We start from the raw sequence: 20,625 nt of genomic DNA, 5'->3' as shown, positions 1-20,625 counted from the left end.
CTCACGGGCATCTTCGGCCCCGGCTGACGTGGCAGGCCTGCTGGAACCTGCCGCCGGGGTTTTGTTTATGAAGTTGTTTTCGGATTTGTCTTATCAACCCATTCAAGAAGGGGACCTGATCCTCTCTTTCACCAACACCACCCCCCTCGCCCGGGACCGGCGTTTTTCCATATGATACCATGCAGCCGCAAGCCTGCTCTGGATTGATCCACGCACAATAGCACCCTCGCGCTCATCCGGAGCCCTCAGCCCGTCCACATGCAGCCTTTCTTGTCAACAACTGGAAGGCAGGATTGATCAGCTCGTGACGTTGAACCGGAAGTGGATGATGTCGCCGTCCCGAACCCGGTAGTCCCGGCCTTCGAGGCGAATGCCGCCCTGCTCCCGGGCCGCGCTCAGGTCGCCGGCTTTCTCCAGTGCGGCGAAGGGCAGGACTTCGGCGCGGATGAAGCCGTGGGCGAAGTCGGTATGGATCTTTCCGGCCGCCTCCACCGCCGTCGTGCCCCGCCTGACCGTCCAGGCCCGCAGTTCAGGGCGGCGCGTGGTGAAGAAGGTGATCAGGCCGAGAAGGTGAGAGCCCGCCCGGACCAGGGCCCGTGCACCCGGTTCCGTCAGTCCGGCGTCGGCGAGAAAGGCCTTTTGGTCGGGCGGCTCCAGTCCGGCCAGTTCAAACTCAAAAGAGGCCGAAAGCACCACCACGGGTGCCTCTTCAGCACGGGCGTGCCCGCAGAGGGCGGCGAGCGCGGGCGCCGGGGCGCGGCCGAGGTCGGCCTCGGAGACGTTGGCGACGTAGACCACGGGGCGGGCCGTAAGCAGGTGCAGCCCCCGGGCGTACTTGCTCTCCACGGCATCCGGCGGCGGCCGCCGGCGCACCGGAAGGCCCGCGTTGAGTCCGGCTTCCATGCGGCGCAAGACCGCCACCTCGGACCGGTGGGCCGCGTCACCGAGACGGGCCGTTTTCTCGATGCGTTCCAGGCGGCGGCCGATCGTTTCCAGGTCGGCCAGGCAAAGTTCGGTATCCACCGTCTGCACGTCGCGGACCGGGTCCGCGACGCCTTCGACGTGGCTCACCTTGGGGTCGGCAAACAGGCGGACCACGTGCACGACCGCGTCCACTTCACGAATGTGAGCCAGGAAACGGTTGCCGAGCCCTTCCCCGCGGGAGGCGCCCCGTACCAGGCCGGCAATGTCCACCAAGTGGACGGACGCCGGGGTGATCTTCTCCGGATGGACCATCCGGGCCAAGATTTCCAGGCGGGAATCGGGGACGGGAACCGTTCCGGCATTGGGCTCAATGGTGCAGAACGGGTAAGGCGCGACCGCCGCCCCGGCTCCGGTGAGGGCGTTGAAAAGAGTGGTTTTCCCGGCGTTGGGCAGGCCGATGATTCCTAACTTGACGGCCCTTCACCCCTTCCGGCAACCCCGGTGATGCGCTTGACCCCCTTGAGGAATTGCGGGCGGGGAAGCAAAATCACCCGGCTGCAGGTACAACAGCGCAAGCGGAAGTCCACGCCGGTACGCAGCACTTCCCATTCCCACCCGCCACAGGGGTGTTTCTTTTTCATCTCGACCACGTCGCCCACTTCGAACTTCGGAATCAAGGCTCAAAGCCTCCTGGCGGAGCAAACCGCACGCAACTACCGGGATACCGGAATGAAGAACGCCCAGATGTAGTGCAGAAAGGCGAAGTAGGCCGCGGCCAGCTGTGAGCCGTCGAGCCCGCCGGAAATAAAGGTCGGGCCGAGAAAGGCGCTGGGCAGGCTGAAGATTTTCAGCGCCACCAAGGCCACCAGCCCGCACACGAATCCGCGGGCCAAACCGAAGCAGAAACCCCCGGCCCGATCGATGGGTCCAAGAAGCGGCAGGTGGGGCACGCGCGAGAGGATGACTCCCCCCAGCCAGGCCGCGGCGAAAAACAAGCCGACAAAGGCAACCGCGTCCAACGCCGAAGGCGCCACCGTGGAGGCGATCACCTCCCGGCCCGTCCCCTCGAGTTGCCCGGCCAGGAACTGGTCGACCAGGCCGGTTACCCCGTCGAGGTCCTGCGGAACCGGGACCGGTTGCCCGGCGGGAGCAGCCGCGGGCACTTCCTTCCCGGCCACCAGGCCGGCCACCGTCTCCTCCAGTCCGGCTCCCAGGCCGAACCGGCGGTCCAGGTATTCAGCAACGGGACGGTAGTACTTGAACGCCACGAACAGGCCGAGAACAAAGACCACCACTCCCAGCGCACTGCGGGCGAAACCCCGGACGAAACCACGCCAGGCGCTGAAGGCCAGCAGAATAACCAGTCCCCCGTCCAGCCAGTTCATGCGCCCATCTCACTCTCAAAAAGTCTATGGTGCACCAAACCTTTAAGTGATTGTTTTCGCCTTTGCCCGCCAAAACCCTGCCACCGGGCGGCAGAGCAGCGCTCCCACCAACACCAGGCCGACCAGCCCGAAGAGCGGGTAGAAGAACCGTACCAAATCCGCAAACCCGAGCAGGGCGACCGGAACCATGATCAGGACCGCTCCAATCCCGGCCAACCGGTAGCCGCCCGAACCTGGCCGCGCCAGCCGGCCGGCAAATCCGTGGGCGTTGGCGATACCGGTGGTGAACACCGCCAGCCAGATCACCACCGAAAACAGGGTCCCCACGACCGGATGCACCGTCCCCGCCAGGTACAGCAAGGGCACCTGGTACGGCCGGACCTCACCGTAATGGGCGAGAATCGCCGCCGCCACCACCCCCGCGGCCAGGCCGAGCAGCACCCCGCCCGCCGCGGCGCCCCAGACGGCTTCCGGCGGGCTCAGGTGCCGCCCCAGGGTGGACAGCACGGCCACCGGGACCACCATATTATAGGAGACGTACAACAGTGCGGCCCAGGCCCAGTTGCCGGCCGGCAGCCCCGGCGGTGACGGAACCGTGTGGGCGGACGGACCGGGACCGCCCCAGGCCCCCACGAGCACCAGCAGCGCCACGCCGATCACCAGTCCCAGCTTCAGCGGAACCAGCAAAGCGTTGACAGCGACGACCCCGTTGAGACCGCCCCAAAGGATGGCCGCGGTCAGTACGGCCAGCACCAGCACCCCGGCGGCCGGGGGCAAGCCCAGTTGTTCCTGAAAAACGGCCCCGCTGCCGGCGAACATTATTCCCAGTCCCACCAAAAGCATGCCCATGCTTAAGCAATCCACCACCGCAGCCGGACCCCGGCCCAAAAGATGTTCCAGCACCTCGCGGTAACCAGTGGACTTGAGCCGCACGGCGGTGGTCTGGACCACAACCCCCAGATAGACAAATAGGGCGGTGGCGAGAGCCACACCCCAGAGTCCCCGGAGGCCGAAGACCGCGAAGAACTGCAGGATTTCCTGACCCGAGGCAAAGCCGGCCCCAATCACTCCACCGATGTAAAGAACCGCCACTTTCAGGCTGCCGCTGCGCAAATCAGGACACCTCAAGGCATGTTATGCCCTGCCTTTTCGGTATAACCGTTCCTGGTGACGGCAATAAATATATTACTTAATTGTGTACACGAAGGGAGAACCATCCATGAAAAAAACCACCCTCTACAAGATTGAAAATGATACCGCCCAGACGCGGATTCACATAGACGACCCGAACGCGCCGGCCAAGGTGGCCGACAAGCTTGGACGCCACCTCGAGCACGTGGACAAGGGCAGGCCGGTGATCCTGCTGTGCATCGGTTCGGACCGCTCAACCGGCGACAGCCTCGGACCCCTGATCGGTTCGGGCGTGGAAAGCCTGGACCAGAATTTCTTCCGGGTGTACGGAACGCTCGCGCAACCGGTTCACGCCACGAACCTGCAGGAAGCAATGGAAACCATCAGCCGGAAATATGCCGATCCGTTCATTATCGCGGTGGACGCCTGCCTCGGCAGACTGGAGAGTGTCGGTTGCGTCAATATCGCCGCGGGCGCCTTGCGGCCCGGCGCCGGTGTAAAAAAGGAGCTGCCGCCCGTGGGCGACGTCCATATTACAGGGGTGGTCAATGTCGGCGGCTTTATGGAGTTCACGGTGCTCCAGAACACCCGGCTGAATATGGTAATGCGCATCTCCGACGTGGTCTGTACCGGCTTGAGGCTGCTGGCATCCCAACAGAGGCCGCCTGTAATTACCGAACCGGGCCTGCATGAGGCCGGAATAGCCGGAACCCAGGCTATATAAGCCTGGGTTCCGGGGTCGCGATCTTGGAAATCCTTTCGACTTGGCTGAATATCTCCTCCGGGGTTTTGCCCTCGGCATTGACCACGGGCACCTTGAGCGCCCGCTCCTGCACCCCGGTGAAATCACGGGTGGCCCCCGAGATTACGAGCGCCACCGATTTGTCCGCCTCGTCCGGAGCCACGACCGTGTAGCCCCGCCGGTGAAAGAAGTCGTCCAGTCCGGTCAGGCCCTCGGCGATCGCCACTCTCTTTCGCAAGAAACTTCACCTCCGTCGCCCTTATTATGTGGGCGGCGGGCGCTTTTATGCGTTTCGGCCGGCCCGGAGCAGGCCGATGACCTCCTGGTCCGAATTCTGGTCGAAGTGGAGATAGAATTGGCCCACGGCGTAGAAATCTTCCGGAGCCTCCAGGCACACCAGCTGATCGACCTCCGGCCTCAGGTGTTCCAGGGTCTCCGGGGGGGCCACGGGCACACCCAGTATTACCCTTCGCGGCCCGGCGCGCCTTAAGGACCGCAGGGCGGCGAGCACCGTGTACCCGGTGGCGATGCCGTCGTCAATCAGGATGACGGTCCGCCCGGTTAACGCGGGAGGAGCGCCGGACCCGCGGTAAAGGGCCGTACGACGCTCAATCTCCTTGATTTGCTGCCGCACCTGGCCTTCAAGGTCCTCTGCTTTCAACCTCAATCTCCGGAGCAACTGCTCGTTATAGATCACGGTGCCGTCCTGGGTTACCGCGCCCACGGCCAACTCGGGATTACCCGGGGCACCGATCTTGCGCGGCACAATAACGTCCAACGGGAGGGCCAGCTCCGCGGCCACCACCGCGGCCACCACCACCCCGCCGCGGGGAATACCGAGCACCAGCCCGCCGGGCAAATCTTCCTCCGCCAACCGGGCCGCCAGCCGCCGACCCGCGTCCACCCGGTCCCGAAACACCGAACCACCTCCTCCCTCCGAAAATAGACCTTATCCCTCCGAAAAAAGGGTCGAGTAGATGTGAGTCTCTTCCAGCCAGACGGCGACGGGGACGGCAGGCTTATCCGTCACCTGGGGGAGCGTTCTTCATCGCCCGCCCGACGGCTTCCTGTTCCTCGGTGCTGAACTGGTAGGCCGACCGGCCGCCCTCCACCGGTTTCCCGTAGGAAAACGAAGCGTTCTGCGAATGCAGGGCGGTCAGGATCACGCCGTCGCCCTTGCCGTCCAGGATAGCGCACGAGTAGCTGAGATCGCCGCCCACACCTTCAAAGGCGCAGAAGCGGAGCATCACCGGAGTCCTGGCGCAACCCGCCAGGGTTTCATCTGCGGCCCTCTGCCAGGCCGCCACGCCGTCCAGCTTGCGGTTTATTTCTTCGATATTGAGGGCGAATGTGTTGACCAACTCGTCCAGGCTGCCCCGGTCAGTCAGCCGCAGCAACTGGGACAAACGGCGCAACCGCCCGGCCATGCGGCGATGGGCCAGCAGAAGAACAATGTTCAGAAGGGCCAGCAGCCCCACCATTCCAATCAAGATCTCGAAAGTGCCCGCAGGCAATTCATTCCACTCCTTATCGGGCGTTCAGGCCCCGTTTGACGCGCACCCCCGGGCTGCCCTACACTGCAACTCCGGAAGCGGTACGCTAAACTGCGGCAATCTCTGCGTTTGACACGCACCCCCGGACTGCTCTACACTGCAACCGGGAGGCCGGATGACCAGTGTCTGGAAACGACGAACGTGTCCGCGCCATAATCAGGAAACTCGACGGTGTGGTCGTGGCGCTGTCGGGCGGAGTTGACTCGGCCGTAGTGCTGTGCCTGGCCCGGGAAGTGCTCGGAGAGCGGGTGGCGGCCGCTACGGCCGTGGGCGAAATCTACGCCCGCGCCGACCGGCGGCGGGCTCTCGCCCTGACGGCCCGGCTGGGAGTTCATCACCTCGAATTCCCGGGCGGTCAACTCGCCGATCCCCTGTTTTTGGCCAACCCCCGCGACCGCTGCTACCGGTGCAAGTCGCTTTTGTTCCAGACCTTGCGGGACATTACCCGCACCAAAGGCCTCACTGGTATTATCGACGGAACCAACGCCTCAGATGCGCGCGAATACCGTCCGGGACTGCGGGCCGCGGCCGAGTTCGGCGTCGTCAGCCCCCTGCTTCAGGCCGGGGTCGAAAAAAAGGATGTCCGCTCCCTGGCCTTTCGCTTGGGTCTGGACTTCGGAAACGAGCCGCCGGAGAGCTGCCTGGCCACCCGCATTCCCTACGGCGACCCGCTCACGCCGAAGAAACTGGAACAAGTCCGGGCCGGCGAAGAGTTTTTGCGCGCACTCGGGTACTCTACGGTACGGCTCCGCCACCACGGGGAGCTGGCCCGGATCGAGGTCGACCCGTCCGAGTTGACCCGGTTGGTGACCCCGCCCCATCGGGACCTGGTCCTCGATCACTTGCGGACCCTCGGCTTTACTTTCGTCACCTCCGACATCGCCGGCTACCGGACGGGAAGCTTCGATGGGGAGTCCTGACAAAGCGCGTCGAACCCTGCACTCATTATAATGGGGGCGCACACCGTGAACAAGAAAAAATTGGCGGCCATCCTCCAGGACGTGGCACCGGGCCGCGTGACGGTGGAGGCGGCCGTCGAGGCGCTCCGGATCCTGCCCTGCGAGGAACTCGGCTTTGCCCGCCCGAATCATCACCCTGGCCGGTGCCATTATCCGCTCCGGAAGGAATGAATGACGTGCGCCTCCTCTTCTGGGATTGTTTTGCCGGAATCAGCGGGGACATGGCCCTGGGTTCCCTGCTTGACGCCGGAGCCCCGCCCGACGAGGTTCGGGCCGTGCTCTCCGGACTCCCTCTCGAAGGTTGGACGCTGGAGTTGCGCGAGGAGAAACGAGGCGGCCTGCGGGCCACCAAGGTCAAGGTGCTCACCGGCCGGGAACAGCCCGAACGCCGCCTGCCCGACATCCTGGAGATCATCCGGGCCGGCGGGCTGCCGGAACCGGTGGCCCGTGACGCGACCCGGGTTTTCGCCCGCCTGGCCCGGGCCGAGGCCCGGGTCCACGGCGTCTCTCCGGACCGGGTCCACTTCCACGAAACGGGCGCGGTGGACGCTATCGTCGAAGTCGTCGGCACAGTCGCCGCCCTGTATTTGCTGCAGGTGGAGCAGGTGCGGCTCTCACCCCTGCCGCTGTCCAGGGGCTTCGTGCAGTGCGCCCACGGCACGCTCCCGGTGCCGGCCCCCGCCGTACTCGAGCTCATCCGCGGCTTGCCAACCCGCCCCGCCGCAGTCGAGGCGGAACTGGTCACGCCGACGGGCGCAGCCCTGGCCGTCACCCTGGCTTCGACGGCCGGCGGCTTCCCGAGCCTCATCGTCGAAGAGGTCGGGTACGGAGCCGGGACCGCGACCCTTCCCTTCCCGAACCTATTGCGGGCGGTGCTGGGCCGGGCCGGACCGCCGCTGCCAAGCCGCCTCCGGACGGAGGGGCAAGTCACCGTCCTGGAAACGGTGCTGGACGATGTCAATCCCGAACACCACCCGTACGTCCTGGAGCGGCTCCTGGCCGCCGGAGCGCTGGACGCGTACCTGACCCTCCTGATTATGAAAAAGGGCCGTCCGGGGATCAAGCTGACGGTCATCGCTGACGCGGATGAATGGAATTCATTGGTGACGGTTATACTGAAGGAAACCGGCACGCTGGGCCTACGTGTGCGCCGTGAGGACCGGGTTGTTCTGGACCGCCGGATGCTGACGGTGGACACGGCTTACGGTCCGGTACGGGTGAAGATGGCCCTGCTGGATGGCCGGGTGCTGCGGTTGAAGCCCGAATTCGAGGATTGCCGCACGTGTGCGCTCCAGCACCGCGTCCCGTTACGCACCGTCAGCACGGCGGCTGAACGGGCGGCGGAAGCCCTGCTGCAGCACGAGGGCTTGCCCGCTGAGCAGCAAGAATAATGCCCTGGGATCCAAGAACGGCCCGGGCTCCACTGACCGGGCGACCTGTATCTAGCTAGGGCAGGCGGTAGCTTTCCTTCATCCGCCGGTAGCGCGCGTGGGTGTCGGGGCTGATCTCGCCGAGGGGAAGGCGGTCGAGAACCGGCAAAAGCTCCCGGAGCGCGGCCCCCCGCACCATCCACTGGCAGTAGTCCCGCCCGCCGTGCCGGTACGGACCGTACAGGCGCGAACCGGGAACCACCTGCATGAGCCATTCAAAGAGGGGCCGGTTCCGGGAGTGCATGCGCACCGTGATATGCGCTTGGCGGCCGTCGCCGCCGAAGTGCCCCTCGCCGATCAAGATGCCCAGGAGAAGCCCCTGTTCCAGCTCACGCATCTTTCCCACCAACTTGTTTCACCGTCATGTTCTACGTGAAACATAGGCCAGCCTACCGCCATTGCAATCCGTCATTCAGCCCACCCATGTTTCACCGCCATGTTCTACGTGAAACGCCCACGGTGGCAGTCACTACCGCCAGCGTAAAAGATCTCGCCCATTTGTTTCACCGTCATGTTCTACGTGAAACATAGGCCAGCCAATCCAGCACTTCTTCAAGTTCGCGTTCGTTCCGGTAGCGGATTTCAAGGCGCCCCTTGTTCCGGTCGCCGCGGATGTTCACCCGCGGGGCAAGCGCACCGGCACGCTCCCGCAGCAGGTTCCTCAGGCCGTTTTCCGTGCGGCTCCTTGGCCCCCCTCCGGAGGGGGAGGGCTGAGCGGCCACGTTCCGCACCTCTTCCTCCAGCGCCCGCACCGACAGGCCCCGGGCCACCGCCCGCTGCGCCAGCTCAACCTGACGGGCGGCGTCATCCAGCGCCCCCAACACCCGGGCGTGCCCGGCGGTAAGCGCCCCCGAACCGACGGCCTCCTGCACCGGCAAGGGGAGAGAAAGCAGGCGCAGGGTATTGGTCACGTGCACGCGGCTCTTACCCACCCGCCGCGCCACCTCCTCCTGGGTCAGGTCGAACTCATCCACGAGTCGCCGGTAGGCGACCGCCTCTTCCAGCGGGTTCAGGTTCTCCCGCTGAATGTTCTCGATCAGCACCGCCATTGCGACTTGCGCTTCGGGCAACTCCCGGACCAGGGCCGGGATACTGCTTTTGCCCAGCGCCACAAAGGCGCGCAGGCGCCGTTCCCCGGAGATCAGCTCGTACCCGTCCCCGGACTGCCGGACCACCACCGGTTGCACCAGCCCCACTTCGGCGATGGACGCCGCCAGTTCGGCCATGCGCTCCTGGTCGAACACTTGGCGTGACTGGCGGGGGTTGGTCCGTATCCGGTCCACGGGTATCTCCCGCAGTCCTTCTCCGGCCGCCGCGGCCGCCTCCACCCGCAATCCGGGCAACAGGGCGTCCAGCCCTCTTCCCAGGGCTCTTTTCTTACCCACGTTCCATCACTTCCTTTGCCAGATCGCCGTACACCTCGGCCCCCCGGCATTTCGGATCATATACCACCACGGGTATACCGAAACTGGGCGCCTCACTCAGCCGCACATTGCGCGGAATAATCGTCCGGTAAACCTTGTTTCCGAAATGCCGTTTGACCTCTTCCACCACCTGAATAGCCAGGTTCGTGCGCCCGTCGAACAAGGTCAGGAGCACCCCCTCGATCTCAAGCCTCGGGTTGAGCCGGCGCTGCACCAGTTGTACGGCGCTCATCAAGTGACTTAAGCCTTCAAGGGCATAGTACTCGCACTGAATGGGAATCAGGACCGAATCGGCGGCGCCCAAGGCGTTTAGGGTCAGAAGCCCCAGTGAGGGGGGGCAGTCGATCAAGGTGTAGTCGTAGCCGCCGCGGACTTTGCCCAGCGCCTTTCTCAGGAGGAGTTCCCGCTCCGGCATGCCCACCATCTCAATCTCCGCCCCGGCCAGTTGCAGCGTGGCCGGCACCACGTCCACGCCCGCAACGGACGCGCAGGCGTGCGTCACGTTACGCAGGGGATCCCCGGTGATCAGGACGTTGTAGATGCACCGCTTAAGGCTGTTCCGGTTCAACCCCGTGCCGCTGGTGGCGTTGCCCTGGGGATCGATGTCCACCAGCAGCACCCGCTTGCTGTTGAGTGCCAGGGCCGCGGCCAGGTTCACGCAGGTGGTGGTTTTGGCCACGCCGCCCTTCTGGTTTGTGACCGCGATAACCTTGCCCAAGAACTGACCTCCCGCGACAGGATCAGGGTGTATGCCGACCCGCGGATTCCAGGCGGGGCTAAAACCGGTGTTCAACACCGCTAATTCCACAGGCGGTTATGAAAATCCTGCCGCAACCGGCCCCGGTCTACAGGGGACGTTTGGCGGCCGCTCCCGCGCGCCGCGGAAAACGTTCCGGGGTAGAGGCCGTCTTCTCGATCACCACCAGAGAACGCCGGTCCTCCACGCCGGGCAGTTTAAACTCCAGAACTTCGCGCACCACACCCCCCAGAACAGCCAAGGCGTGCCGCGCCCGGGCCAATTCGGCTCCGACCGCAGGCCCCTTGTAGGCCACCAAGACGCCCGGCACCTGCAAAAACGGCAGGCAGTACTCGCCGAGAACGCTCACCGGGGCGAGGGCCCGCGCCACGGCCCAGTGATAATTCCCCCGGTGGGCCGGATCCCGCCCGGCTTCCTCGGCCCGCATGCCCGTCACCAACACGCCCTCCAGGCCCAGTTCCCGGACGGTGGCTTCCAGAAAGCCGGCCTTTTTCCGGCTGGACTCCAGAAGCGTCAGTTCCAGTTCCGGCCGGACGATCTTTAAGGGCAGTCCGGGAAATCCGGCCCCGCTGCCCACGTCTATGATCCGTTTGCCGACCGCCGGGTCGATTACCTGAAGGCCGGCCAGGGAGTCCAGGAAATGCTTCACCACAATCTCTTCCGGGATGGTGATCGCGGTCAGATTGAGCCGGGCGGACCCGGCGGACAGGCAATCCGCCAATCGGGAAAACAAAGCCGCCTCGCGGTTATCCAGTTTCAGACCCCAGCTTGCCGCCCCTTCCCGAAGGAGGCCGAGCGCTTGCGGATCCATCCCTTTCTTCCTCCTCCCGGCGGCGCCTCTTCTCCAAGTACACCAGCAACACCGCGATGTCCGCCGGGCTTACCCCGGAGATACGCCCGGCCTGGCCGACGGACACAGGCCTGATTTCCGCCAGCTTTTGGGCCGCCTCGCTTGAAAGACCGCGGACTTGTGCATAATCAAGATCAGTCGGTATCCGCCGCGCTTCCAGCTTTTCAAACCGCAAAACCTGGGCCGCCTGCTTCTGGATGTAGCCGGCATACTTGACCTGGTTTTCCACTTCCGACGCTACGTCCGGCGCCGTCCCCGGATCGGCCGCTCCGAGCCCCGCCAGGTCGGCATACCGGATTTCCGGCCGCCGCAACAGCTCGGACAGGCGGCACGGCCTGGACAGCGGCGCTGACCCCCGGGCGGCCAGCCAGTCCTGCACCCGGCCCTCCACCGGCACCACGGTCCGGTCCAGGCGTTCCAGCTCGGCCTGCACCTGGTCGCGCTTGCGCGCGAAGCGTTCGTAGCGCCTCCCGGTAACCAGCCCGATCCGGTGGGCCCGCTCGGTCAGCCTTAAGTCCGCGTTGTCCTGGCGCAAGGCCAGCCGGTACTCGGCCCGCGAGGTAAAGATCCGGTAGGGCTCCCGGGTGCCCTTGGTGACCAGATCATCGATCAGGACCCCGATGTAGCCTTCCGCGCGGCTGATCTCCAGGGGCTCTTTGCCCTTCACGAACTGGGCGGCGTTGATTCCGGCCACAATTCCCTGCGCCGCCGCCTCTTCGTAGCCGGAGGTCCCGTTGATCTGCCCGGCCAGAAAAAGCCCTGAGACCGCCTTCGTTTCCAGCGTGGGCGCCAGTTGCGTCGGTACCACGTAGTCATACTCAATGGCATAGCCGTAGCGGACGATCTGGGCCTTTTCCAGCCCCGGCAGGCTGCGGACCAACATCAGTTGCACGTCCTCGGGCAGGCTGGTGGACATCCCCTGCACATACATTTCGTTCGTATTGAGGCCCTCGGGTTCCACAAACACCTGGTGGCGCTCCCGGTCCGCAAACCGCACCACCTTGTCTTCGATGGAAGGGCAGTACCGGGGCCCCGTGCCCTGAATGATCCCGGCATACAGCGGGGAACGGTCCAGGTTTTCGCGGATGATCTCGTGCGTCCGGGCGGTGGTATAAGTCAACCAGCAAGGCACCTGGATCCGCTTCTGGTCACGCAAGTCCGCCGCAAAGGAAAAGCCCGGGCCGTCTTCGTCGCCGTGCTGAGGGGCCATCCGGGAAAACTCCACCGTGCGCCGGTCGATCCGCGGCGGCGTACCGGTCTTGAAGCGCCCCAGTTCAAAGCCGTTGTCCCGAAGGTTTGCCGCCAGGCCAACCGCGGGGAATTGCCCGTTGGGGCCGCCCTCATAGCTGGTCTCTCCGACCAGGATGCGCGACCGCAGGTAGGTGCCGGTGGTCACGATCACCGCCGGCGCCAGAAAGCGCGCCCCGGTACGAGTAACCACGCCCCGGGCCGCGTTCCCGTCCACAATGATCTTTTCCACCATCGCCTGCTTCAGGTCGAGAAGGGGCTGGCCCTCGACGGCCGAACGCATGCCCTCCTGGTAGAGCCTCTTGTCGGTTTGGGCCCGCAGGGCCCGCACCGCCGGGCCCTTGCCCGTGTTCAGCATCCTTACCTGGATCGCCGCCCGGTCTGTGTTCCGGCCCATTTCGCCCCCCAGGGCGTCGATTTCGCGCACCAGGTGGCCCTTGCCCGGCCCGCCGACCGCCGGGTTGCAGGGCATCAAGGCCACGAAATCAATGCTCAGCGTGAGCAACAGGGTGCGGCAGCCCAGGCGCGCCGCAGCCAGCGCCGCCTCACACCCGGCGTGCCCGCCGCCGATCACGATCACCTCATACTTCCCCGCCGTGTACGCCATTGTTCCACCTACTTGCCGATACAAAAATTGCTGAAAATCCGGTCCAAAAGGTCCTCGGCGGCCGTCTCGCCCGTGATGGCCCCAAGCGCCTCCAGAGCGTTCCGGATGTCGATCGCCGCCATCTCCAGGGGCATCCCCGAGACCACCGCCGACCCGGCTTCCGCGAGGTGGCGCCCCGCCTGCTCCAGGGCGTGCTGGTGCCGGACGTTCGAGACAAGCACGGTGTGCTGTCCGGTCACCCGCCCGCCAAGGACCAGACCGGCAATCGTTTCTTCAAGCTCCGCCAGGCCGCGGCCTTCAGTCACCGCCGCCTTCAAAACCGGTCCGTCCACCAGGGCGCGTACGGCCTCCGGATCGATTCCGGCCGGCGCCAGGTCGACCTTGTTAATCAGAACCACCGCCGGTTTCCCGTGGACCAGCGCCAGTACCCGGCGGTCCTCGTCCTCCAGTCCGGTGGCGGCGTCCAAAACCACCACCACCAGATCGGCCCCGGACGCCGCGTCCCGGGTCCGGGCCACGCCCAGCCGCTCCACGGTGTCCGTGGTCTCCCTTAAGCCGGCGGTATCCAGCAGGCGCACCGGCAGACCCTTAATGTTGACCGTTTCCTCGATGACGTCCCGGGTGGTGCCGGGTATGTCGGTGACAATGGCCCTCTTTTCACGGAGCAGGGCGTTGAGCAGGGAAGACTTGCCCACGTTCGGTTTCCCAACGATGGCCACCCCCAGCCCTTCCCGGTACACCCTTCCCGCCTCGGCCCCTTCCAGAAGTTGGGCGCAATCATTTTCAAGCGCGGCCAGACGATCAGCCAGCGCTTCCAGTCCGGTTTTCGGCACGTCGTCTTCTTCCGGAAAATCAATGCTGGCCTCAATTTCGGCCAGCACCTGCCACAGGGATTCCCGTACCGCCCCGATTCTATCCGATAGCGCACCGCGCAACTGGCTCAGCGCCACCTGAAGCCCGGAGCCCGTCCGCGCCCGGATCACGTCCAGAACGGCTTCCGCCTGGACCAGGTCCAACCGCCCGTTCAAAAAGGCTCGCTGCGTGAACTCCCCGGGTGTGGCCAACCTGGCCCCGCAATCCAGCACCAACTTGAGGATCCGCTGCAGGGCCAAGACCCCGCCGTGGCCGTTGATTTCCACCACGTCTTCCCGGGTGTAGCTCTTTGGGGCGCACATCACGGACACCAGTACCTCGTCAACGGTTTCCCCGGTTCCCGGATCGACCACATGCCCGTAGTACATCTGGAAGCGGCCCGCCCGCCATTCTCTCCTTCCCGCCGGCCTGAATACCCGGCCGGCCACGTCCAAGGCGCCGGGTCCGCTGATCCGGATGATCCCGATGCCCCCTTCTCCCGGCGGCGTGGCCACGGCGGCGATGGTGTCGTGCAGCAACCGTTCCCGCACCTACTTTCGGGGAGCGATTATAATCTTGCGGAAGGGCTCTTCTCCTTCACTGAAGGTGTAGATATCGTCCCTTCCCCGGAGTGTCATGTGGATGATCCGCCGTTCCTGCGGGCTCATTGGCTCCAGCACCACGCTCCGCCCGCGCCGTCCGGCCTTTTCGGCCAACTTGACCGCCAACTTGACCAGGGTGTCTTCCCGCTTTTTGCGGTAGCCCTCCACATCCAGGACGATCTTCCGGCGCTCGGCCTGATCCTTGTTCGCCGACAGGTTTAAGAGATATTGCAAGGCGTTCAGCGTTTCGCCCCTTCGGCCGATCAGGACGCCCAAGTGCTTGCCTTCCAGGCCGACACTGATCTCTTCGTCTTTCTCCTCCACCACGATGTCCGCTTGCACGCCCATTGCGCCGACGACCTGTTCCAGAAAACCGCGGGCCCGGTCGGTAACGGTCTCCTTCACCACCACGCGGACCCGGGCCGGGCGGCTTCCCAACAAGCCCAGAAAACCCCTGGACGCCTCTTCAAGGACTTCAATTTCGACGCGGTCGCGCGCCACCCCAAGTTGTCTAAGCGCCTCCTCGGCCGCCTCCTCCACGTTTTTTCCGCTTCCTTCGATTGCCTTCACCCTGAGCCGTTCCCTCCTTGCTTCGCTTGCCCTTGCCGCTGGTTTGTCTCGCCGTCCCGGCCCGATCCGCCGCCGGGCGCTTCGCGCCCGGCCCCTCACCGGAGGCCGGCGCCCCAACCTCTGCCGCCGCCGGGGCCGTCACCAGGCGCGATTTCTCCCGCTCCTGCTCAATAGCCGACCGGTCCGCGAGGATTTGCTTGTTGATGAAAGACTGCTGGACGATACTGACCAGGTTAAATGTCACCCAGTAGACCGACAGGCCGGCCGGAAGCGTGGCGCTGATCCAGCCGATAAACACCGGCATTACGGTGAGCATCACCTTTTGCATTTGTTCCTGGCTCGGGTTGCCGCCGCCTTTGTTTATCGACATCGTCAGCTTGAACTGGACGAAGGTGGTCACCGCCGCCAGTACCGGCAGGATGAACAGCGGATCCGTGAGGCTCAGATTTTCCACCCACAGGAACCCGGCGTGGGCCGGGTTGACGTAGGCAAAATTCCATAAGGCTTGGTACAGGGCGATCATGAACGGCAACTGCACCAGGAGCAAGAGACACCCCGACATCGGGTTGACCTTCCGCTCCTTGTAAAGTTCCATGATCTTGGTCTGCATCTGCTGCTTGTCTTTGCCGTACCGGTCCTGGATGGCCTTGATTTCCGGCTGCAGTTGGGACATCTTGGCCATGGAGCGCATCTGAATCCGTGTGATCGGGTGCAGTAAGAGCTTAATTAAGATGGTCAGCAAAATGATCGCTATACCGTAGCTGGGCAGGCCCATACTCACCGTAAGGTGGTACAGCCAGTTGATCAAGGCGGTCATGCCGTCGATTAAAGCTGCAAACAACTCTTAACCCCCAAGAAAAGACTTAAGCCGGATCGTAACCACCCGGCGAAAACGGATGACACCGCAGAATGCGCCGCACCGCTTTCAACCCGCCGCGCACGAGACCGTACTTGCCGATCGCCTGTACGGCGTACTCGGAACATGTGGGGTAAAACCGGCACGTTGACGGAAACAACGGTGAAACAGCCATTTGGTATCCCTTTATCAACCCGATGGCCAGTTTTCGCGGCCCATTCATTTTAAGCTTCCCACCAATTTCAACAAGCTGCCCGCCAGCACCTGATGGTCACATTCCGCAGCCGGGGGCCGGGCCACTATCACGTAGTCGTATCCCGAAGGAAATGCTTCCTGGTTCAGCCGGCAGATCTCCTTCAGGCGGCGCCGTACCCTGTTCCGCACGACGGCGCCCCCCAACTTCCTACTCACCGTTACGCCGAAACGCCGCCGCCCGCTCCCATTGGCCGCTCGGTATACCACCAGCAACCGGTCGGAACTATATCTGCCGCGGGCAAACACCTGGCGAAACTCCCGGTTCTTCTTAATGGTGATTATTCCCATTAACCAAGTCCTGCATCCTCAAGAGTTCTTCCCCGGCAACAAGAAAGCCAACTCAGGCCGTAAGCACTCTTCTGCCTTTTGCCCGCCTGCGCCTGATCACGTTTCGCCCGGATCCGGTCCGCATGCGGGTTAGAAATCCGTGTAAGCGTTTTCTTTTTCTCTTTTTGGGTTGATAGGTCCGTTTCATTGACTTACACCTCCGGGCATTTCTGGAAACCGATCAGGAGTCACCGTTCATTATAATTTATTCTTCCGACCCCAGTCAAGGCGTCCAAATTCCCTCGCCCCGCCACGCCACGGTTTTTTGGCGGCGTTTTGCACTCGTTGCCAAACCGTAAAGAATCTGGTATCCTTATGTTTTAAGATATTGTTTCCGGGTGGTCTAGGCCATTCAGGAGCGTTTGAACATACTTACTCGGATAGATGTGCACCAGCGAGTTTTTTCCGGGAGGCCGTTATGATTCCAGCCGAAATAGAGTCTATCTGGAAGCAACTGATGCAGGGTCTTGAGAAGTCGGTGAACCGGCAGTCTTACAACTACTGGCTCAAACCGCTGCGTCCCGCGGCTTACCACAATAACACCCTGCTGATTGAAGTACCCAATCATTTTTCCCGTGATTGGCTGCACGAACGCTACGCGCCTCTACTTAAGCATTCTTTTGAAAACCTGGCCGGACATGAAGTGGCCATCAAGTTTCTGCTGACGCGTGAAGTGCCGGAAGTGGAAAAATACCTCGCCAAACCATCAGATAAGCTTCCCACCGATCTTTCGGCACTTAATCCGAAGTACACTTTTGACTCTTTTGTGGTCGGCAACAGCAACCGGTTCGCCCACGCCGCTTCGTTCGCGGTCGCCAACACCCCGGTCAAAGCCTATAACCCGCTGTTTTTGTACGGCGGCGTGGGTTTGGGAAAGACTCACCTCATGCATGCCGTTGGACACCATATTCTCGGCCATCACCGGCGCTACCGGGTGGCATACGTTACGTCCGAGCGTTTCACCAACGAACTGATTAACGCCATCAAAAACGACCAAACCCCACAGTTTCGCAGTAAGTACCGCAGCACCGACATTTTGTTGGTTGACGACATCCAGTTCGTGGCCGGCAAAGAACGCACCCAGGAGGAGTTTTTCCACACTTTCAACAGCCTTTACGAGGATGCCAAGCAGATTGTGATTTCGAGCGACCGGCCGCCCAAAGAGATTCCAATGCTGGAAGAAAGGCTGCGTTCACGCTTTGAATGGGGATTGATCGCCGATATCCAGCCTCCCGACCTCGAGACCCGGATCGCCATTCTCCGCAAAAAGCTTCAGTTTGAAGAAAACGGTCTCGTTCCCGATGAGACTATTCTTTTTATCGCCGACCGAATTCAAGCCAACATCCGGGAACTGGAAGGGGCACTTATCCAAGTCTCTGCCCACGCTTCCCTGAACCAGTCCACCGTGTCTCCGGAAAAAGCGGCCGAAATATTAAAAGGCATCCTGCCGCCGCACCAACCTAAGCAAATTACCTGCTCCCTCGTTCAGCAGGTGGTGGCCGGCTACTACAAGCTGCGGCCGGAGGACTTGAAGGCCAAAAAAAGGACCCGAATCGTCGCCTATCCGCGCCAGATCGCCATGTACCTGACCCGTGAACTGACCAATCTCTCTCTCCCCAAGATTGGGGACGAATTCGGAGGGCGGGATCATACCACCGTCCTGCACGCCTGTGAAAAGATTAATCAGCAAATCCAAAACGATCCCAACGTCCAGGAAATAATCAACGAATTGATCCAGCTTATCCAGAAACCATAAACAGTCTTGTCCACACCGCCGGTGCGGAGGACCATCCGGGACGGAAGCGATTTTGCACACAATCACCAGCACTTACTACTGGAACTACTGGTTGATCCAATATAAGATTTATCCCAACGTCTGGAGGTAGTGAGACCGATGCAATTCCAGACCACACGCGAAAACCTCCTGGCGGGTGTTACCACCGTGGTGCGCGCGGTGAACCCGAAAAGCCCGGTAGCGGTCCTTTCGGGGATTCTCTTTGAGGCGGCGACCGGGGGGATGAGCGGCCAAGACCAGGTGTCACTGACCGGCAGCAATTTGGATCTTACGATTTGGCGGACCATTCCGGCTCAGGTGACCGATCCCGGAGCTTATGTGATTGGTGCGCGGCAATTGGCGGAAATAGTGCGCCGCTTGCCCGACGTTCCAGTTGTAGTCACGGCCGACAGCGAGAGGAACTCCGTGGAACTAAGCTACGCAAACAATTATGCGCGGCTCAACGGCTTTCACGCCGCCGAGTTCCCGCGGCTGGCCGACCGTTCACGCGCTGGTGCCGCCGGAGGCGGGGAGCGTCTTTCGATCACCGCCCCTTCCAAGCTTTTTCACAACCTCTTTCGCCGCGTGATCTACGCGGTTGGGACTGATGACCTACGCCCCATTTTCACGGGCGTTTTATTGGAAGTAGACGAGGGCGAGATCAGAACCGTGGCCACCGATACTCACCGGCTGGCTATGCACCGTGTGGACTATGAGGGTGAACCCGAAAACCGGAAAATGCAAGTGATTGTGTCGGGACGGGCTTTGGGGGAACTGGTTCGGGTGCTGTCTCAGGCCGAAGAGGAGTTGTTTGAACTCTCGATCACCGAAAGCTACGTAATGTTTTCGGTCGGCCCGATTCGAATTCTCTCCCGGCTGATTGTGGGTACTTATCCCGATTACCGGCAAATAATGCCAAGAGCTCACCACACCAAAGTTTCCGGGATTGAGGCGTCTATTTTGCTGCAGATGGTAGAAAGAGCAGCAACCCTGGCCCAAGACGGCTCACCGGTCATAAACCTGCAGTTGGGATCGGGTGTGCTGAAAATAACCGCCCAATCGGAGGCCGGCTCCATTCACGAGGAGATGCCGGTGGATCTGACCGGCCAGGAGTTGGAGATCAGTTTCAATGCCAAGTATCTCGAGGAAGCACTCCGCTGGTGTGAAAGTGCGCAGCTGGTTTTGGAGTTTCACGGTCCCGCCGGTCCGGTGATCATCCGCCCCCTTGGAGACCGTGATACCTACCTGGCCTTGGTGCTTCCGGTCCGCCTGTTCTAGGAGGGCGGGAATCTTTGCGCTTGCTGAGGATCAAAGCCGGGAACTTCAGGAATTTACGGCACCTGGACGTTCAGCCGTCGGCAGGCCTCAACGTTTTGCGCGGAAGAAACGCCCAAGGAAAGACCAACTTTATTGAGGCCGTTTTCTTTGCTTTGCGTGGGTATTCCTTCCGTTCCCAGCGCGAACGGGAACTGGTGACCTGGGACCAAAAAACCTCATTTGTGGAGGCTCTCCTGGAGGATAGGAACGGTCGTACCACAGTGCGGACGGAATTTGATTCGACCGGCAAAAGAGCCGTCTGGGCCGGAGAGCCGGTTGGAAAAGCGGAACGGGCAGGACGATTGGGGACGGTCCTCTTTACGCCCGCCGATCTTGACTTGGTGAAATGTGGGCCGCGTGAGCGGCGCCGGTTCTTGGATTTCGAACTGGGCGTTTTCGTGCCCGGTTATTTTAGCACGCTGCGGCTGTACAGGCGGGCGGTTGAACAGCGTAATCACCTGCTGCGGATGGGTGGTGGGAGCAAGTCCTTTGATACTTTGGAGCTGTGGACCGACCAGGTTTGTGAGTACGGCACGGTGTTACTGTCCGGGCGCCTGGAGATACTAAGGGAGTTTGCCCCGGCGGCTTGCCGGCTTTTTGGGGCCTGGGCCGGTGAAGAACTGTCCATCCGGTACCGCAGTTCGGTCGAACTTTCAAACGGGGCTCGAAAACCGGGAAGCGACGACCTCCGGCAGACACTGGCCGCCGTCCGCCGGGAAGAGGTGCGGGCCGGGCAGACCAAAGCCGGGCCGCATTTGGACGACCTCACCTTCCTGGTGAACGGGCGGGAAAGCCGGGTTTTTGCCTCCCAGGGTCAGCAGCGGTCGGTGGTCCTGGCGTTGAAGCTGGCCCAGGTCTTCCTGTGGCGGCGCCACACCGGTGAGGCTCCCGTGGTCCTGCTTGACGACGTATTGTCGGAATTTGACCGGGAGCGCCGTGATAAAGTGTTGGAAACGCTCCAAGACGACATCCAGGCGTTTATTACCGCCGGGGAAGCTGTTTTGGGCGCGGGTCGTGTGTTTTGCGTCCATTCTGGAAACATTCAGGAGGAGAGTTGAAAAA

Annotated in this window: 25 protein-coding genes; 7 read left to right on the top strand and 18 right to left on the bottom strand. The window is 62.6% G+C overall.

Annotated elements, in window-relative coordinates:
• Positions 1-297: 297 nt before the first annotated feature.
• The 4 genes from ychF to AB1402_01600 are packed head-to-tail and all read right to left on the bottom strand — an operon-like array spanning position 298 to position 3,422.
• Positions 298-1,386 carry a redox-regulated ATPase YchF gene (ychF, locus tag AB1402_01615; protein MEW6540298.1) on the bottom strand — a complete coding sequence of 363 codons (1,089 nt, stop codon included), beginning with the start codon at positions 1,384-1,386 and terminating at the stop codon, positions 298-300.
• A gap of 2 nt (positions 1,387-1,388) precedes the next feature.
• Positions 1,389-1,601 (bottom strand): DUF951 domain-containing protein, encoded by a 213-nt coding sequence (locus tag AB1402_01610; GenBank protein MEW6540297.1) that lies wholly within the window; start codon positions 1,599-1,601, stop codon positions 1,389-1,391.
• Positions 1,602-1,637: 36 nt separating this feature from the next.
• Positions 1,638-2,309, bottom strand: coding sequence for a CvpA family protein (locus tag AB1402_01605; GenBank protein MEW6540296.1), 672 nt, complete (start codon positions 2,307-2,309; stop codon positions 1,638-1,640).
• 42 nt (positions 2,310-2,351) lie between these two features.
• The gene (locus tag AB1402_01600) at positions 2,352-3,422 is read right to left on the bottom strand and encodes a hypothetical protein (protein MEW6540295.1); all 1,071 of its coding nucleotides are present in this window, start codon (positions 3,420-3,422) and stop codon (positions 2,352-2,354) included.
• A gap of 106 nt (positions 3,423-3,528) precedes the next feature.
• Between AB1402_01600 and yyaC the strand changes: the two genes are divergently transcribed.
• Positions 3,529-4,164: a spore protease YyaC gene (gene yyaC, locus AB1402_01595; GenBank protein MEW6540294.1), complete on the top strand. Its 636-nt coding sequence runs from the start codon at positions 3,529-3,531 to the stop codon at positions 4,162-4,164.
• Here yyaC and AB1402_01590 read toward each other — a convergent pair.
• From AB1402_01590 to AB1402_01580, 3 genes are all read right to left on the bottom strand, one after another.
• A complete protein-coding gene (locus tag AB1402_01590; protein ID MEW6540293.1) occupies positions 4,157-4,420 on the bottom strand; it encodes a YkuS family protein in 264 nt (87 codons plus the stop codon). The two genes, yyaC and AB1402_01590, sit on opposite strands and share 8 nt — an antisense overlap.
• Positions 4,421-4,465: 45 nt before the next feature.
• Positions 4,466-5,101, bottom strand: a complete 636-nt coding sequence (locus AB1402_01585; GenBank protein MEW6540292.1) for a phosphoribosyltransferase family protein — start codon at positions 5,099-5,101, stop codon at positions 4,466-4,468.
• 100 nt (positions 5,102-5,201) lie between these two features.
• On the bottom strand, positions 5,202-5,696 hold the full coding sequence (locus AB1402_01580) for a DUF4446 family protein (protein MEW6540291.1): 495 nt from the start codon (positions 5,694-5,696) through the stop codon (positions 5,202-5,204).
• Positions 5,697-5,857: 161 nt separating this feature from the next.
• Here AB1402_01580 and larE point away from each other — a divergent pair, with 161 nt between their 5' ends.
• Genes larE through larC form a run of 3 tightly spaced genes read left to right on the top strand, consistent with a single transcriptional unit; the run spans position 5,858 to position 8,085 of the window.
• Entirely contained in the window at positions 5,858-6,655 is a 798-nt protein-coding gene (gene larE, locus AB1402_01575) for an ATP-dependent sacrificial sulfur transferase LarE (protein MEW6540290.1), read from the top strand.
• A gap of 45 nt (positions 6,656-6,700) precedes the next feature.
• Positions 6,701-6,865 (top strand): hypothetical protein, encoded by a 165-nt coding sequence (locus AB1402_01570; GenBank protein ID MEW6540289.1) that lies wholly within the window; start codon positions 6,701-6,703, stop codon positions 6,863-6,865.
• On the top strand, positions 6,862-8,085 hold the full coding sequence (larC, locus tag AB1402_01565; protein MEW6540288.1) for a nickel pincer cofactor biosynthesis protein LarC: 1,224 nt from the start codon (positions 6,862-6,864) through the stop codon (positions 8,083-8,085). The genes AB1402_01570 and larC overlap by 4 nt, the downstream gene beginning before the upstream one ends.
• Positions 8,086-8,140: 55 nt before the next feature.
• On the opposite strand, the gene AB1402_01560 is transcribed toward larC, so the two are convergent.
• From AB1402_01560 to rpmH, 11 genes are all read right to left on the bottom strand, one after another.
• The gene (locus AB1402_01560) at positions 8,141-8,461 is read right to left on the bottom strand and encodes a hypothetical protein (GenBank protein ID MEW6540287.1); all 321 of its coding nucleotides are present in this window, start codon (positions 8,459-8,461) and stop codon (positions 8,141-8,143) included.
• 172 nt (positions 8,462-8,633) lie between these two features.
• On the bottom strand, positions 8,634-9,509 hold the full coding sequence (locus AB1402_01555; protein ID MEW6540286.1) for a ParB/RepB/Spo0J family partition protein: 876 nt from the start codon (positions 9,507-9,509) through the stop codon (positions 8,634-8,636).
• A complete protein-coding gene (locus tag AB1402_01550) occupies positions 9,502-10,266 on the bottom strand; it encodes a ParA family protein (GenBank protein ID MEW6540285.1) in 765 nt (254 codons plus the stop codon). Before AB1402_01550 ends, AB1402_01555 begins: the two co-directional genes overlap by 8 nt.
• A gap of 127 nt (positions 10,267-10,393) precedes the next feature.
• Entirely contained in the window at positions 10,394-11,116 is a 723-nt protein-coding gene (gene rsmG, locus AB1402_01545) for a 16S rRNA (guanine(527)-N(7))-methyltransferase RsmG (GenBank protein MEW6540284.1), read from the bottom strand.
• Positions 11,052-13,010 carry a tRNA uridine-5-carboxymethylaminomethyl(34) synthesis enzyme MnmG gene (gene mnmG, locus AB1402_01540; GenBank protein ID MEW6540283.1) on the bottom strand — a complete coding sequence of 653 codons (1,959 nt, stop codon included), beginning with the start codon at positions 13,008-13,010 and terminating at the stop codon, positions 11,052-11,054. The genes rsmG and mnmG overlap by 65 nt, the downstream gene beginning before the upstream one ends.
• A gap of 8 nt (positions 13,011-13,018) precedes the next feature.
• Positions 13,019-14,401, bottom strand: a complete 1,383-nt coding sequence (mnmE, locus tag AB1402_01535; protein MEW6540282.1) for a tRNA uridine-5-carboxymethylaminomethyl(34) synthesis GTPase MnmE — start codon at positions 14,399-14,401, stop codon at positions 13,019-13,021.
• Positions 14,402-14,413: 12 nt separating this feature from the next.
• Positions 14,414-15,034, bottom strand: a complete 621-nt coding sequence (jag, locus tag AB1402_01530; protein MEW6540281.1) for an RNA-binding cell elongation regulator Jag/EloR — start codon at positions 15,032-15,034, stop codon at positions 14,414-14,416.
• Positions 14,976-15,875 carry a YidC/Oxa1 family membrane protein insertase gene (locus AB1402_01525; protein MEW6540280.1) on the bottom strand — a complete coding sequence of 300 codons (900 nt, stop codon included), beginning with the start codon at positions 15,873-15,875 and terminating at the stop codon, positions 14,976-14,978. The genes jag and AB1402_01525 overlap by 59 nt, the downstream gene beginning before the upstream one ends.
• Positions 15,876-15,897: 22 nt before the next feature.
• Entirely contained in the window at positions 15,898-16,113 is a 216-nt protein-coding gene (gene yidD / locus AB1402_01520; GenBank protein ID MEW6540279.1) for a membrane protein insertion efficiency factor YidD, read from the bottom strand.
• Positions 16,110-16,433, bottom strand: coding sequence for a ribonuclease P protein component (gene rnpA, locus AB1402_01515; protein ID MEW6540278.1), 324 nt, complete (start codon positions 16,431-16,433; stop codon positions 16,110-16,112). The genes yidD and rnpA overlap by 4 nt, the downstream gene beginning before the upstream one ends.
• 52 nt (positions 16,434-16,485) lie before the next feature.
• Complete coding sequence (gene rpmH, locus AB1402_01510) at positions 16,486-16,620, bottom strand: 50S ribosomal protein L34 (GenBank protein MEW6540277.1); 135 nt, start codon at positions 16,618-16,620, stop codon at positions 16,486-16,488.
• Positions 16,621-16,890: 270 nt separating this feature from the next.
• Here rpmH and dnaA point away from each other — a divergent pair, with 270 nt between their 5' ends.
• From dnaA to AB1402_01495, 3 genes are all read left to right on the top strand, one after another.
• Positions 16,891-18,228, top strand: coding sequence for a chromosomal replication initiator protein DnaA (dnaA, locus tag AB1402_01505; GenBank protein ID MEW6540276.1), 1,338 nt, complete (start codon positions 16,891-16,893; stop codon positions 18,226-18,228).
• A gap of 138 nt (positions 18,229-18,366) precedes the next feature.
• The gene (dnaN, locus tag AB1402_01500) at positions 18,367-19,524 is read left to right on the top strand and encodes a DNA polymerase III subunit beta (GenBank protein MEW6540275.1); all 1,158 of its coding nucleotides are present in this window, start codon (positions 18,367-18,369) and stop codon (positions 19,522-19,524) included.
• A 14-nt stretch (positions 19,525-19,538) separates the two neighbouring features.
• On the top strand, positions 19,539-20,621 hold the full coding sequence (locus AB1402_01495) for a DNA replication/repair protein RecF (GenBank protein MEW6540274.1): 1,083 nt from the start codon (positions 19,539-19,541) through the stop codon (positions 20,619-20,621).
• The last annotated feature ends 4 nt before the right edge of the window (positions 20,622-20,625 follow it).

It is taken from the genome of Bacillota bacterium (assembly GCA_040757205.1).
Lineage (GTDB): Bacteria > Bacillota > Desulfotomaculia > Desulfotomaculales > Desulforudaceae > Desulforudis.
The sequence above is the reverse complement of the archived record's forward strand: the minus strand, read 5'-3'. Positions and strand labels throughout refer to the sequence as shown.